Below are 14,877 nucleotides of genomic sequence, written 5' to 3'. Positions count from 1 at the left end.
ACAAAAGGGGCAAACACCAACATCCCCGGAAGGCATTCCCATGAACGGCGTCTCCGTCATTGACCATCCGCTCGTCCAGCACAAGCTCACCATCATGCGCAAGAAGGACACTTCAACGGCCGGTTTCCGCCGGTTGCTGCGCGAAATTTCCATGCTTCTGTGTTACGAGGTCACCCGCGATCTGGAACTGACGCTCGAGACCATCGAGACGCCGATCACAGAGATGCAGGCGCCGATCGTCGAAGGCAAGAAACTGGTCTTCGTTTCGATCCTGCGCGCCGGCAATGGCCTGCTCGAAGGCATGCTCGAACTCGTTCCCTCGGCGCGCGTCTCACATATCGGTCTTTATCGCGACCACGACACGCTGCAGCCGGTCGAGTATTATTTCAAGGCGCCTGATGGTCTGGACGAACGTCTGATGATCGTCGTTGATCCGATGCTGGCCACCGGCAATTCGGCAATTGCCGCGATCCAGAAACTCAAGGAACGCGGTGCCACGAACATCCGCTTCCTCTGCCTACTGGCCGCACCTGAAGGCATCAGGAACTTTCAGGAAGCGCATCCGGACGTGAAGATCTACACGGCATCGATCGACAGCCATCTCAATGAAAAGGGCTATATCGTACCGGGTCTCGGCGATGCCGGCGACCGTATGTACGGCACCAAATAAGCGGTCAGCGTTTCTTAACCGCATTCCAAGATTGGCGGCTTCCGGATCTTTTCGGGGGCCGCTTTTTTATTGTTTTCCGCGCTATGGTGACGACTGGATTTAATCGCTCCAGAGATAAACATGCTGCTGCGCACCGCCATTTTCGCTTCCGTCGCCATTGTGGCTGCAACGCAGGTTCCGCGTTTTTTCAGTCCGTCGCAGCAATCTCCGAGCACGCCAGCCGAGCGAAAGGTCACACAGCCCAAGGTTCAGAAAGCCGCACTGCCTCAGGGTCGCGTCAACCTGAAGGCGGATGGACGCGGTCATTTTCTCGGTAACTTCCAGATGAACGGCAAATCCATCGAAGGGCTTGTCGATACCGGTGCCTCGACAATCGCTGTCAATGAAAGCACTGCGCGCCAGCTCGGCTTCACGGCAAACGGACTCGATTTTCGCTACAAGGCAAGCACCGCCAACGGCATGACCGAGGCGGCGCGCATCATGATCGATCGCGTCGAGATCGGCACGGTTCGCGTGCGAAACGTGGAAGCAATGGTATTGCGCGACAAGGCATTGAGCGGCACGCTGGTCGGCATGAGTTTTCTGACCAAGCTCCGATCCTATCAGGTCCAGAATGGCAGCCTGACGCTGGTGCAGTGATCAGTCGATCCGGGTGAGCACTGGCGGTGTTATGGCTGGCGCGTCATCGGTGATGGTAAAGAGCCGCGTTACATCGGCGACAACACGCGCGGCCTCATCTTCAGTCGCGGCATGCACGACCGCGATCGGTTCACCTTTTGTGACCTTGGTGCCAAGGGGCAGAAAACCATCGAGACCGACACGGTGATCGATGGCATCGGATGCACGGCGGCGCCCTCCCCCCAGTTCCACAACCGCCATACCGAGGGCGCGCGTTTCGCAGGCGGCGAGATAACCGTCACGCGGAGCAGGCACGGCGACCGTCACAGGTGCAGCAGTGAGATATTTTCGCGGCTGCTCTACAAAATCCACCGGGCCGCCCAGCGCATGTACCATGCGGCCAAAGGTTTCCGCAGCATTGCCGCTTGCAAGCGCAGATCGCGCAGTTTGCAGACCTTCGGAGAGGCTTTTTGTAACACCGGCCTGGACCAGCATTTCCGCCGCAAAGGCCAGCACGACCGTTTCCAGCCGTGACCCAGCCTTGGCGCCCGCCAGAAAATCGATGCAGTTGACGATTTCCAGCGCGTTTCCGGCAGCATCGGCGAGAGGCTGGTTCATGTCGGTGATCAGCGCCAACGTTTTCACGCCCGCGCCATTGGCAACATCCACCAGCGAGCGTGCCAGAATTTCGGCATCTGCCAGGTTGCTCATGAAGGCGCCGTTGCCGACCTTTACGTCCATCACCAGCGTCTGAAGACCTGCCGCGAGCTTCTTCGACAGGATCGAGGCGGTGATCAGCGGAACGGATTCGACCGTGGCGGTGACGTCGCGAATGGCATAAAGGCGCCGGTCGGCCGGTGCCAGATCCGATGTCTGGCCGATGATGGCGCAGCCGACTTGATCCACCGTCCGGCGAAACAGCGCTTCGTCGGGCATGATGTTGTAGCCGGGGATCGCTTCCAGCTTGTCGAGCGTGCCGCCCGTATGGCCAAGGCCACGGCCGGAAATCATCGGCACGGCCAGGCCGCAAGCAGCAACGATGGGCGCCAGCATCAGCGAAACATTGTCGCCGACGCCGCCGGTCGAGTGCTTGTCGGCGATCGGGCGGGTGATATCATGCCAGGAAAGCACATCGCCGCTGTCACGCATGGCAAGGGTCATCGCAATGGTCTCTTCCCGCGTCATGCCGCGGAAATAGACCGCCATGGCGAAGGCAGCCACCTGACCTTCGGAGATACGCTCCTCGCTCATGGCACGGATGAACGCGGCGATCTCGTCGCCTGACAGCGCCTCACCATCCCGTTTGCGGCGGATGACTTCCTGCGGGATCATGGCTGATCAGTAACCACCGGATGCGCGAGCAGTGCTATTGCCGGACAGGACCGCCAGAATGTCGTCCAGCAGGCTGGAGGCGCCGAAGCGGAAAGTGGATGGCATGATCCAGTTCGCGCCCATGATGGTTTCAGCAGAACGCAGGTAAAGATCGGCATCGGCAACCGTGCCGACACCGCCAGCCGGCTTGAAACCGACACGTTTTTTGGAATCACGGATGACCTGCAGCATCATGTCGGCCGCCTCAAGCGTGGCATTCACGGCGACCTTGCCGGTCGATGTCTTGATGAAATCCGCACCGGCTTCGATGGCCAGTTCCGAAGCGCGTCGGATCAGCGCGCGATCCTTCAACTCACCGGTTTCGATAATGACCTTCAGGCAAGAATTCGGGGAGGCGGCGCGTACCGCAGAAACCATGGTGGTGACGGCCGTTTCATCGCCAGCGATGAAAGCGCGATACGGAATGACCAGATCGATCTCATCCGCGCCATCGGCCACGGCCTGTTCGGTTTCCTTGACGACTTCGGTTACCGGCAGATCGCCGGATGGAAAGTTCACCACGGTGGCGATGCGCACGGCATGGCCCTCGCCCAGAATACCACGGGCATGGGCGACGAAACGCGGCCAGATGCAGATGGCAGCGCTATGGCCATAAGGCGTTTGCGCGCGCAGGCACAGGTTTTCGATAGCGGCATTATCGCAATCGTCACGCAGGTTGGTCAGGTCGAGAAGCGAAAGGGCAAAAGACGCCGCCTCGCGTGGGCTCATCAGCTCCATGGGAAAACTCCGGAGTTTGAGGGCGGAAATCTGCTTGGACGTCATATTTACCATCCAATCAGCAACTGGCAACCCGGCCGTGGCGACGCAGCAGAAATCTCGGATCAAGCATTTGAAATCAATAAACTATCCGGATCATCAATCCGGCTGGCGAAACATCTCCGACAGGATCGTCGCCAGCCTTGCACCGCCGATCGGGGCCATATCCTTGGTTTCGTCATGGCTGAGCTCGGCACCGGTCATGCCGGCCGCAAAATTGGTAACGACCGAAGCAGCGGCAACCTTGAGGCCGAAATAACGGGCCAGAATGACTTCCGGCACCGTCGACATGCCGACAGCATCCGCGCCCAGAACACGCGCCATACGGATTTCCGCCGGTGTTTCAAAGCTCGGCCCGGAAAACCACATGTAGACACCGGAAAACAATTGCACACCGCTGCGGATCGCAGCGTTGCGCATGGCCGTTGCCAGTTCCGCGTCATAGGCATTGGTCAGCCCGACAAAACGCCGATCGCTTGCCTCGCCGATCAGCGGGTTCATGCCGGAATAGTTGATGTGGTCGGTGATCTGCATGACCGAACCGGGCGGCATGTCCTCGCGCACCGAGCCTGCCGAATTGGTGAGGATCAGCGACTGCACGCCAAGACCGGCAAGGATTTCGATCGGCGCACGCATGGCGTTGGCATCGCCGTGTTCGTAATAATGGGTGCGGCCGGACAGCATGATGACCGGTTCGCGGCCGAGATAACCGGCCACAAGTTCACCCGCATGGCCGCTCACGCCACCCTTCGGGAAACCTTCCAGCTCCGCATAAGGGATGCGAACCGGATCGGTGACCTCGTTGACGATGGGGCCAAGCCCCGAACCAAGCACGATGGCGTGCCGTGGCACGAGACCATCAAGCCGTTCAACGAGAAGATCGATGACTGCCGTCATGCCCTGCTCCTGCTTAACCGAGAATGTCGGTCTTGAAGGAGAAAGGCAGAAGCTCCTCCATCGTCATGGTCTTCTGCACGCCCTGCTCGTCGCAGAGATAGACGCGGGTCTCCGGACCGGCAAACTCGGCGATCTTCTGACGGCAACCACCGCAGGGCGGGCAAAGCGCCAGCTTTTCGGCAATCACGGCGATCTCGCTGATGCGGCTTCCGCCGCCCATGATCATCGCGCCGATTGCTGTCGGCTCCGCACACCAGCCTTGGGGAAAGGACAGATTCTCGATATTCGCGCCGACAAAGATCTTTCCGTCATCGGTGCGGATGGCCGCACCAACGGGGAATTTCGAATAGGGCGCGTAAGCGCGGCCCATGGCTTCGCGGGCGGCTTCGAACAGATCATGCGCCATATCAACGCTCCTTCACATAAGGCACGCCACCGGCCTTGGGCGGATGGGCGATGCCGATGAAACCGGCCAGCAGAATGCAGGTGAGAACATAGGGCAGCGCCTGAAAGATCTGCACAGGCACCTCGCCGATCATCGGGATAGACTTGCCCTGCATGAAGTTTGCAACCGCATCGAGAAAACCGAACAGAAGGCAGGCAAACATCACCGGCACCGGCTTCCACTTGGCGAAAATCAGCGCGGCAAGCGCGATATAGCCCTTGCCGGCGGACATGTTGTTGATGAAGGCTGCCGATTGGGCGATCGCCAGATAGGCGCCGGCAAAGCCGCCGAGAACGCCGGTGACCAGAAGTGCGCGGTAGCGAAGCCATGCAACGGAGATACCGGCCGTATCGACAGCCGCCGGGTTTTCACCAACAGCACGAAGGCGCAGGCCGAAACGGGTGCGATAAAGGATCCACCAGGACAAGGGCACCGCGGCAAATGCCAGATAGGTGAGAATGTTGTTGCCGGAGATGACGTTGGCATAAAGCGGCCCGATAACCGGTACTTCTCGCATGAAATCCACGCCCGGCAGGATGATCGGCGCGAAACGCGCGTCGCCCGTGAGGCCGGGCGTACGGCCGCCCTGACTGAACCATGCCTGGCCGAGCACGATGGTCAGACCCGCGGCGATGAAATTCAGCGCCACGCCGGAGACGATCTGGTTGCCACGATTGGTGATCGAGGCAAAACCGTGGATGAGCGAAAAGACGATCGAAATGCCGATACCACCGAGCAGACCAATCCAGGCACTGCCGCTGAGATAGGCGAGACAGGCGGCCGCGAAGGCGGCAGCCAGCATCTTGCCTTCAAGACCGATATCGAAAATGCCTGCACGTTCTGAAAACAGACCGGCAAGTGCGGTAAAGATCAGCGGGATCGACAGACGAATGGTGGATCCGAGGATGCTGACAAAGATGTCGAAATAATCCATGGGTTCACTTCCCCCCCGATTTCTGGCCCGCAAACTGCTGGTAGATCCGCACCATGGCCGGGCGGAGCATATATTCGAGCGCGCCGGCAAACAGGATGACGAGACCCTGAATGACGACAATCATTTCACGGGTGATATTGGGCATTTCAAATGAGAGATCGGCGCCGCCCTGATAGAGAATGCCGAACAGCAGGGCCGAAAAGATGATGCCGAGCGGATGGCTGCGACCCATCAGTGACACGGCGATGCCGACGAAACCGGCACCGGCCACGAACTCCACCTGCAGGCGGGCAGACGCCCCCATGACCGGATTGAGCGCCATCATGCCGGCAAGACCACCCGAAATCAGCATGGCGATGATGACCGTGCGCGAATAGGGAATACCAGCATAAACGGCCGCCGACGGCGAGATGCCGAGCGTGCGCATCTCATATCCCAGCTTGCTGCGCCAGATCAGCAACCAGACGAGGAAACACATCACCAGCGCGATGATGAAGGAAACATTGAAAGGTGCCGGACCGAGCTTCATGCCGAACAAGGCCATCAGCCAGTCCAGCTTCGGCAACTGTCCGCCGGGGAGAAAGGTGCGGGTTTCCGGCGCCATCTTGCCCGGCACGATGAAGACGTTGACCAGCAGGTAAACCATCAGCGCAGCGGCAATGAAATTGAACATGATGGTGGTGATGACCACGTGGCTGCCGCGTTTGGCCTGCAGCCATGCCGGAATGAAGGCCCAGCCGGCACCGAACAGGGCAGCGCCAATGACCGCGAACGGCATCGTCACATACCACGGCACGTAATGATCGAGCGCCAGCGCCACGAGGGCAGCACCAAGACCGCCGACATAGGCCTGACCTTCCGAGCCGATGTTGAACAGACCGGCATGGAAAGCGACAGCGACGGACAGGCCGGTGAAGATGAAGCTCGTCGTATAGAACAGGGTGAAGCCGATCGCTTCACCACGCCCAAGCGCACCTTCGATCAGCAGCCTGAGCGCCTGAAACGGGTTTTCGCCGATCGACCAGACGACAAGGCCGGAAATGAAAAAAGCGAGCAGCAGGTTCAGCAGCGGCAGAACGCCGTAGGTGATCCAGTTTGGGAGCGGGACGGACGCTGTACTCATAGGTTCCTCATGCCGCGATGCCGGCCATCATCAGGCCAAGCGCCTGCTCGCCGGCATCCGGCGTCTTTTCACCAACCACCTTGCCGGCGAACATCACGATGATGCGATCCGACAGGGACCTGATTTCGTCGAGTTCGACCGATACCAGCAGCACGGCCTTTTGCGCATCGCGCATCTCGACGATACGGCGATGAATAAATTCGATGGCGCCGATATCGACGCCACGGGTCGGCTGGCCGATGATCAGCATTTTAGGATCGCGCTCGATTTCACGGGCAACGACGATCTTCTGCTGGTTACCACCGGAAAAATTGGCGGTCTTCAGCCGCGGGTTCGGCGGGCGGATATCATATTTGGCGATCTTTTCCTCGGCATCCTTGCGGATGGCATCGAGATCGAGAAGCGCGCCACGGCCGTAACGCGGCTCGCGGTGATAACCGAGCACCGAGTTCTCGTATTCCTCGAACTTGAGGACGAGACCCATATGGTGGCGATCTTCCGGGATATGCGCGAGACCGATCTGACGCAGACGGGCCGGATCGAGGCCGGCAACCGGCTGGCCATCGATGAGGATTTCACCGGAGGTTGGCTTGCGGATGCCGGCAATCGCTTCCAGCAGTTCCGACTGGCCATTGCCTGCCACACCGGCGATCCCAAGAATTTCGCCCTCACGGACATCGAATGACACGTCGTCGACCATGGTGACGCCGCGGCTGTCCTTGACCGTCAGGTTTTTCACCGACAGCAGCACTTTGCCGGGCTGGGCTTCGCCCTTTTCGACGCGCAGCAGAACACGACGGCCTACCATCAGCTCGGCCAGTTCCTCGACGGTGGTTTCCGCCGTCTTGCGGGTGGCGACCATTTCACCGCGACGCATGACCGATACCTCGTCGGTGATCGCCATGATCTCGCGCAGCTTGTGGGTGATGAGCAGGATGGTCTTGCCCTGGTCGCGCAGCACCTTGAGGATGCGGAACAGGTGATCGGCCTCGGCCGGCGTCAACACGCCGGTCGGCTCGTCGAGAATGAGGATTTCGGCGCCACGATAGAGCGCCTTCAGAATTTCGACACGCTGCTGCTTGCCGACCGGCAGTTCCTCGATGACGGCATCAGGATCGACGTCGAGCCCGTATTCGGTCTCCAGACGCTTCAATTCCTTGCGCGCACCGGCAACACCCTTGGCCAGCAATTGACCGCCTTCGGCGCCAAGCATGACGTTTTCCAGCACGGTGAAATTTTCCACCAGCATGAAATGCTGATGCACCATGCCAATGCCGGAAGAGATGGCCGTCTGGCTGTCGCGGATCGTCACCGGCTTGCCGTCGATGCGGATCTCGCCGCGGTCGGCCTGATAAAAACCGTAGAGGATCGACATCAGGGTCGACTTGCCGGCCCCGTTTTCGCCGATAATGCCGTGGATCGAGCCCTTGGCGACGGTCAGGTTGATATTCTTGTTGGCGTGTACAGCACCGAAACTCTTGTCGATGCCCGCCAGTTCGATCGCGGGGTGCGGGGTCAAACGCAGCCTCTCCTTGCGAATTCTTGGCAAATTCGGGATACGATTTGGGCGCATGACGTCTCCGCCATGCGCCCCATCAATCAGATTAGAGCGGGCACTTGTTGTCCGTCATGTAGTCGTGCACCTTGACGGTGCCGGCAATGATGTCGGCAGTCGCCTTGTCGGCAGCAGCCTTCATTTCGGGCGTGATCAGCGCCTTGTTGTTGTCGTCGACCGCGTAAACGACGCCACCGTCCTTGATGCCGTTCGCCTGAACGCCGGGCGTGAACTTGTCGGCGGCCAGATCCTTGTAGGCGTTGTAAACGGCAAGATCGACGCGCTTGACCATCGAGGTCAGGACAGAGCCGGGATGAACGTGGTTCTGGTTCGAATCGACGCCGATCGACAGCTTCTTGTTGTCGGCAGCCGTCTGCAGAACGCCGAGACCGGATGCACCGGCTGCCGCGTAGACAACGTCGGCGCCCTGGTCGATCTGGTTCTTGGTGAGTTCGCCGGCGCGAACCGGGTCATTCCATGCGGCACCGGTCGTGCCGACCATGTTCTGGAAGACCTGCATGTCGGACTTCACCGACTTGGCGCCCTGGGCGTAACCGCAGCCGAACTTGCGGATCAGCGGAATATCCATGCCGCCAACGAAACCGACCTTGCCGGTCTTGGAAGCCATGCCCGCCAGCAGGCCAACGAGGTAGGAGCCTTCGGCTTCGTTATAAACGACCGAGCGAACGTTCGGCAGATCAACGACGGAATCGACGATCACGAACTTGGTGTCAGGGTATTCGGCGGCAACCTTTTCCATGGCCGATGTCCAGGCGAAGGAGACGGCGACGACCGGACTAAAACCCTTGCTGGCGAAGTTGCGGATCGCCTGCTCGCCCTGCGTATCGCTGGTCGGTTCGAAATCGCGATATTCGGTGCCGGTTTCCTTCTTGTACATTTCAGCGCCGGCATAGGCAGCTTCATTGAAGGATTTGTCGAACTTGCCGCCCGTGCCGTAAACCAGAGCCGGCTTGATCTCGGCAGCAAGAGCAGTGCTCGACAGCATGGCCGTCGCAATAAGGGTGAGAAGGGTTTTCGTCATCGTGCGCCCTGTTTTCTTAAATTTGACTTTTTGGTTCCCCCCGCAAGTCCGGCCGAAAAATCTGGCGAACATTCTGCGGCACCGGTGCCTTTCTTTGGGCTTGCGGCGACTTATCCTTGCATGCCCGCAGCGAAATTTCACGGAAAATTTTTCAACTGGTCAAAATCTGACACACGTTTTTTAATCAGCAGCAATATCGCGCAAAAAATCTGCCGGCCTGCCGCCTCAGGCAGCAAAACGCCCGAACGGCTTCGGGCGCCGATAGCCGATGATCCACAGGATCAGGGCCAGGACCAGAAAAACCGCACATGCCGGCTGCGCCAGCAGGAAGGATGCGCCCTGCTGCCAGGCTTCTGGATGAATATAACGCTCGACCGCATCTTCCGCCGCAACCAGTGTTCCGGGACTGACGGCGATCCACAAATCCCCCAGACTTGCCAGTGCCACCGACGACGTTGCCACCGACTGGATGGAATCCAGCGTGCCCGAGCCGATTGCGGCCGCCAAAGCGATCAGACTGAGAAAATGAAAGACAAGAGACATGGCGGCCGAAGCGATTGAGAAACTGTGCAAATCCTAGCGTAACGGGCGGCTGGCGGCTTGGCAACGGACATGAGTTTTACAAAGCGTCATCCAACCGTCAGATTTCGGTTGATCCTAAAAAAATCATTGGTATATATCGCGCCGACCGCTGCTTCGGAGACATCCCCAGCAGCCCTTTCTTAAGGACAGGTGGCCGAGTGGTTTAAGGCGCACGCCTGGAACGCGTGTGTGCGTGAAAGCGTACCGTGGGTTCGAATCCCACCCTGTCCGCCATCCCCTTTCCAGAATTATTCCGCTCCGTCATGCCTCATCGCAGTCAACGACAGACGCGTGCGCAAGGGTGACCAATCTTCCCGTCGGCTTTCGAAAAGCTATCGTTCAGGCGTAAAAATCGTCTTCGTCGGTGCGTGAGGAAAAATAGGCCAGCAGGAAAACCGGCAGGGCTACACACAAAATGAGCCAGGTCACGATACGTGACACCAGCGGCTGCGTGCTTTTTGCACCAACCGATTCGGCAGGCGTCGGTCTGATGCTGACCTTGTTGCGGAGAAGCAGATCCGTCAGTTGCCGATCATCCTCGGCCCTTGTGCCATCGGCATCAGGCTGAGATGCGGGCTTTGCTCTGCTGAGATCACGCATGTGTCGCTCCAGACAGGCGATTGGTCGTAATTTAATGATTATTTACGCTAATTGTTAAAAGTTAACAATTCAAAAGCGGCACTTTATGCGCTGTCCGCCCGCGTTCGGCACGGGCGGTCGTCGGGAAAATCACCGTTGGCCTTATGTTACTGAAGCGAAAAAGCCAGCGGCAGAACGGGCATCAACCCCAAGCACCAGCCTCTTCCTGTTCCGCGAAAGCAGCCTGCAATTCCATCTGTACGGCATTCATGAACAGTGCCGCCTGATGCGAGATTTCCGCATCCGTTACACCCTGTGCTTTCAGACGAGCGGCAAAGCCCGCCATTTCCTGACGCCAGAAGCGGTTGGCTTCCTCCCCATGCAGATCTGTCAGGGTTTCGCTGCAACGGCGGATATCGGCCATACGGCGGTCGGCGGGAAATTGAACGAGGGTCATGCGGTCTCCACTCAACGCGGGCGAATCGCCCAGGAACTTCCGCCAGCATCGACGCGAGTCCTTCACAAATATTGAACAGCAGCCCTCGCCTGCCTCGATCGCGACGATTTTAACGAATTTCGCGGGAAACAAATCACGTCGACGCTCGTTAGACCTGCAACGTGAAGTTTGGTGAACCCCTGACCTGCGCCCCAAGGCGGTTGTCTCGGGAACACCAATTTTCTGTTTTGGAGGAGGAATGCCATGCAGAAACCTGTCTGGAACAGCGCGGTTACCGTTGGCATCGTGCAGATATCCGGCCCGTTCGAGGCCTTGTCCTTCCTCGATCATGATTGGCCGCGGCAAAAGGGTCCACGTTTCGTCGATGCCCGGCATGCCTGTCTGGCAGCGCTCGATGAGCGTGCCGATCCGGAGGACGCCAAAACGCTGTTTGCCGAAGCGCTGGAGGAAGCGCATCTGCATTGATGGGCAATGCCCTCTAGGACGATTTCGCATGCCGATAAGCGACGGTCCTCGTGGGATCGACGCGCTACGCCAACACCGTAGACACGTCAGGATTTGCCATGAACGTCTATTCCCGTTTCACCGAAACCGCGCCGGATCTGAAGCCCGCGCGTATCTATTACGTGCACCCCCTGCTCCTGCGGGGCATTTCAGCATGGCGTGAGGTTTTCGAACATGCCCGCTCCCTCGGTTTCGACAGTGTTCTGACGGCACCGCTGTTTCGCCGCGCAGAAGGCGCAAGCGTCTTCGTTACCGATGATTATGAGCGCGTCGACCGCCAACTGGATCTCGGAGATGGCATCGATGATGCGATCGGAAAGCTGGCCCGTGCAGCACGCGACAACGGCTTGTCGCTGATGATGGACATAGTGCCGGGGCGGCCGCGGGATGCCGAACGGGCGGAGACGTCTGCAACCGATCCACGCCAATCGCCTTTTCTTCGCGGAACTCGAAGGCTGACCATTGCCGGCGGTGACGATAGCTTTGTTTCCGGCTGGCAAAAGCGGCTTATCCACTTGAGTGAACTGGGGCTTTCCGGTTTTCGCTGCCTGGAGTTGGAAACCTTGTCGCCGGATGCCTGGCGGTCGGTGATCTCGAGTGTAAAACGCGCCAAGGCAAATCTGCGTTTTATGGCCTGGACGCCGGGAACAGCCTTCGAGACACGCCGTGCGCTCACTGACGTTGGGTTCGATGGGAGCTTCTCTTCGCTGGCATGGTGGAACCTTCAGGAGGGCTGGTTTGCAGAGGAACACGAGGCGCAAAGCGGCATCGGTCGCGAGATCGCCTTTCCCGAAGCTCCCTTTTCCAAGCGTGTGGCGCATGGCACCGAAAGCGCCGAAATATTGGAACGCCGTGCCGAACGTGCGTTGAAATTGGCAGCTTCCCTCGGCGGTGGACTGATGGTGCCGATGGGTTTCGAATATGGCGCAGTCACGCCACTCGACCCGACCCATGGCACTGGCGGCGGCCTGCGCATCCTGCGCGATCGCCCGACATTCGATCTTTCCGGCTCGATCCGCGCGGCAAATGACGCAGTGGCGAGCGCAGATGATTTCGAACGACAGCCGATTGGATTGATTGCCAGCAGCCATTCTCCGGCAGCAGCCATCGTCCGAGGCGACCGCGGCGATCTGCGCATCTCCGACAGCGTTCGCGTGATCCTCTTCAACCGCGATCTGCGCCGCAGTGCGACGCCTCCTTTGCATGCCATCAACGAGGCAGCCTCCGCATTTCTGCCGCTGACGGACGTCTCCGATCGTGGTGAAACGTTGACCGACGACCTCAGGCTTCTGCCCGGCGAGCTTCGAATTTTCGAAGGCCGCGTTTCCGATCCCATCATCCCGACGGCAGCGGTGGAGCCGGTGGCAAAAGCCGCCTTGTCGCCTCGGCTGGCAATCGAGAAGGTCACACCTTCCGTCGATGACGGGCGTTTCGTGGTCAAACGCGTGGTCGGCGAAACGGTGATCGTCGAGGCCGATGTGTTTGGGGATGGCCATGACCCGCTATCTGCGGCGCTGCTGTGGCGCACCGCCGATAGTAACGAGTGGAACGAAGTGCCGATGGCGCTGGTGCTGAACGATCGCTGGCGCGCCGAATTTCCACTCAAGCGCATGGGCCGGCACGAATACGCGATCGAGGCCTGGCGCAATCCGTTCCAGATCTTTCGCTATGAGTTCACCAAGAAGCACGAGGCCCGGCTGGATCTGCGGCTGGAAATCCAGGAGGGCATCAATCTGGTGCTCGACGCTTTCGACAATGCCTCCGGTGATTTGAAAACAGAGCTGAAAGTCTTGTTCGACCGTCTGACGGAAGAACAGGACGAACAGCGCATCAAGACCCTGCTCGACCCCGGCACCGCGGAATTGATGGCGGAAGCCGACCAGAAACCGCATCGTGTTCGCTCAAAAATCATCCCGGTTGATGCCGAGCGCACCGCCGCCGCCTTTGCTAGCTGGTACCAGATTTTTCCGCGCTCGCAGAGCGGCGATCCGAACCGTCACGGTACGTTCGATGACGTGATCGCCCGTTTGCCGGCGATCCGCGCCATGGGCTTTGACGTTCTCTATTTCCCACCGATCCACCCGATCGGCTCGACCAACCGCAAGGGCAAGAACAACACGCTGACACCCGGCCCGGATGATCCCGGCAGCCCTTATGCGATCGGCTCGGCAGACGGCGGCCATGATGCCATCCATCCGCAGCTCGGCACGTTCGATGACTTTGACCGGCTGGTGGATGCGGCGGCAGAGCATGGGTTGGAACTGGCGCTCGACCTCGCCATTCAGGCTTCTCCCGATCATCCATGGCTGACAGACCATCCCGGCTGGTTCGACTGGCGGCCGGACGGCACGATCCGTTACGCCGAAAACCCGCCGAAGAAATACGAGGACATCGTCAACGTCGATTTCTACGCCGGCGAAGCCGTGCCGTCTCTTTGGACGGAACTGCGCGACGTGGTGCAGACATGGGTCGATCACGGCGTCAAACTGTTTCGCGTAGACAACCCGCACACCAAACCGTTTCCGTTCTGGGAATGGCTGATCGCCGATATCCGTTCACGCCACCCGGATGTCGTCTTCCTCTCGGAAGCCTTCACCAAGCCGAAAGTGATGTACCGGCTGGCCAAGGTCGGCTTCTCGCAATCCTACACCTATTTCACCTGGCGTAACGCCAAGTGGGAACTCGAAGAATACATGCGCGAGATCACCACGGAAGCGCCCAGGGATTTCTTCCGTCCGCATTTCTTCGTCAACACCCACGACATCAACCCGGATTTTCTGCAGAACGCGCCGCGTCCGGCCTATCTGATCCGCGCAGCGCTTGCGGCAACGCTGTCCGGCCTCTGGGGCGTCTATAACGGTTTCGAGCTGTGCGAAGGCCGACCGGATGCCAAGCGCAAGGAATATGCGGATTCGGAGAAATACGAGATCCGCGCCTGGGATTATGACCGCCCCGGCAATATCAAACCCGAGATCACGCTGCTAAATCGAATACGCCGCGAAAATCCGGCGCTGCATTCACATCTCGGCCTGCAGCTTTTAGGCGCCCATAACGACAACATCCTGTTCTTCGAAAAATCGAGCCAGGGGCATGAAAATGTCGTGCTGGTGGCCATCAGCCTCGATCCGCACCACGCGCAGGAAGCCGATATCGAGATCCCGCTCTGGACGTTTTCTCGGCCGGACCACGGCACGCTCGACATGGAAGATCTGATCACCGGCCAGTCTTTTGGCTGGACCGGCAAATGGCAGCACATCCGTCTGGAACCTGACCGCCCATTCGCCATCTGGCGGGTGCGATAGACCGGGACGATGGGAGGAGAA

15 protein-coding genes and 1 tRNA gene are annotated in these 14,877 nt (G+C 59.3%); 5 read left to right on the top strand and 11 right to left on the bottom strand.

What is annotated here, in order from left to right; translation table 11 throughout:
* Positions 1–40: 40 nt before the first annotated feature.
* Entirely contained in the window at positions 41–670 is a 630-nt protein-coding gene (gene upp / locus EDF70_RS17530; protein WP_132276212.1) for a uracil phosphoribosyltransferase, read from the top strand.
* Positions 671–790: 120 nt separating this feature from the next.
* Positions 791–1,309, top strand: a complete 519-nt coding sequence (locus EDF70_RS17525; protein ID WP_132276210.1) for a TIGR02281 family clan AA aspartic protease — start codon at positions 791–793, stop codon at positions 1,307–1,309.
* Here the strand turns inward: EDF70_RS17525 and deoA are convergent, their stop codons facing one another.
* The 9 genes from deoA to EDF70_RS17480 form a co-directional block, all read right to left on the bottom strand.
* Positions 1,310–2,620, bottom strand: a complete 1,311-nt coding sequence (deoA, locus tag EDF70_RS17520; protein ID WP_132276208.1) for a thymidine phosphorylase — start codon at positions 2,618–2,620, stop codon at positions 1,310–1,312.
* A gap of 6 nt (positions 2,621–2,626) precedes the next feature.
* Complete coding sequence (gene deoC, locus EDF70_RS17515; RefSeq protein ID WP_132276206.1) at positions 2,627–3,397, bottom strand: deoxyribose-phosphate aldolase; 771 nt, start codon at positions 3,395–3,397, stop codon at positions 2,627–2,629.
* Positions 3,398–3,535: 138 nt separating this feature from the next.
* Complete coding sequence (locus EDF70_RS17510; protein ID WP_132276204.1) at positions 3,536–4,333, bottom strand: purine-nucleoside phosphorylase; 798 nt, start codon at positions 4,331–4,333, stop codon at positions 3,536–3,538.
* A 13-nt stretch (positions 4,334–4,346) separates the two neighbouring features.
* Positions 4,347–4,739, bottom strand: a complete 393-nt coding sequence (locus tag EDF70_RS17505; RefSeq protein WP_132276202.1) for a cytidine deaminase — start codon at positions 4,737–4,739, stop codon at positions 4,347–4,349.
* A 1-nt stretch (position 4,740) separates the two neighbouring features.
* Positions 4,741–5,712 carry an ABC transporter permease gene (locus EDF70_RS17500; protein WP_132276200.1) on the bottom strand — a complete coding sequence of 324 codons (972 nt, stop codon included), beginning with the start codon at positions 5,710–5,712 and terminating at the stop codon, positions 4,741–4,743.
* Positions 5,713–5,716: 4 nt separating this feature from the next.
* Positions 5,717–6,835 carry an ABC transporter permease gene (locus EDF70_RS17495; protein WP_132276198.1) on the bottom strand — a complete coding sequence of 373 codons (1,119 nt, stop codon included), beginning with the start codon at positions 6,833–6,835 and terminating at the stop codon, positions 5,717–5,719.
* A 7-nt stretch (positions 6,836–6,842) separates the two neighbouring features.
* Complete coding sequence (locus tag EDF70_RS17490; RefSeq protein WP_165932055.1) at positions 6,843–8,354, bottom strand: ABC transporter ATP-binding protein; 1,512 nt, start codon at positions 8,352–8,354, stop codon at positions 6,843–6,845.
* Positions 8,355–8,439: 85 nt separating this feature from the next.
* Positions 8,440–9,432: a BMP family ABC transporter substrate-binding protein gene (locus tag EDF70_RS17485; protein WP_132276194.1), complete on the bottom strand. Its 993-nt coding sequence runs from the start codon at positions 9,430–9,432 to the stop codon at positions 8,440–8,442.
* A gap of 225 nt (positions 9,433–9,657) precedes the next feature.
* Complete coding sequence (locus EDF70_RS17480) at positions 9,658–9,975, bottom strand: hypothetical protein (protein ID WP_132276192.1); 318 nt, start codon at positions 9,973–9,975, stop codon at positions 9,658–9,660.
* A gap of 183 nt (positions 9,976–10,158) precedes the next feature.
* Here EDF70_RS17480 and EDF70_RS17475 point away from each other — a divergent pair.
* Positions 10,159–10,248: transfer RNA gene (locus tag EDF70_RS17475), tRNA-Ser, on the top strand.
* 105 nt (positions 10,249–10,353) lie between these two features.
* Here EDF70_RS17475 and EDF70_RS17470 read toward each other — a convergent pair.
* A complete protein-coding gene (locus tag EDF70_RS17470) occupies positions 10,354–10,614 on the bottom strand; it encodes a hypothetical protein (RefSeq protein ID WP_132276190.1) in 261 nt (86 codons plus the stop codon).
* Between the two features lie 181 nt (positions 10,615–10,795).
* A complete protein-coding gene (locus EDF70_RS17465; RefSeq protein WP_132276188.1) occupies positions 10,796–11,050 on the bottom strand; it encodes a DUF6074 family protein in 255 nt (84 codons plus the stop codon).
* Positions 11,051–11,293: 243 nt separating this feature from the next.
* On the opposite strand from EDF70_RS17465, the gene EDF70_RS17460 reads away from it, so the two are divergent.
* Entirely contained in the window at positions 11,294–11,515 is a 222-nt protein-coding gene (locus tag EDF70_RS17460; protein ID WP_132276186.1) for a DUF982 domain-containing protein, read from the top strand.
* Between the two features lie 98 nt (positions 11,516–11,613).
* A complete protein-coding gene (locus tag EDF70_RS17455; RefSeq protein ID WP_132276184.1) occupies positions 11,614–14,856 on the top strand; it encodes an alpha-1,4-glucan--maltose-1-phosphate maltosyltransferase in 3,243 nt (1,080 codons plus the stop codon).
* Positions 14,857–14,877 lie beyond the last annotated feature (21 nt).

The sequence above is a fragment of the Neorhizobium sp. JUb45 genome, from assembly GCF_004343585.1.
Classification (GTDB): domain Bacteria; phylum Pseudomonadota; class Alphaproteobacteria; order Rhizobiales; family Rhizobiaceae; genus Neorhizobium.
Note: the sequence above shows the minus strand (reverse complement) of the source record. Positions and strands in the feature narration are given on the sequence as shown.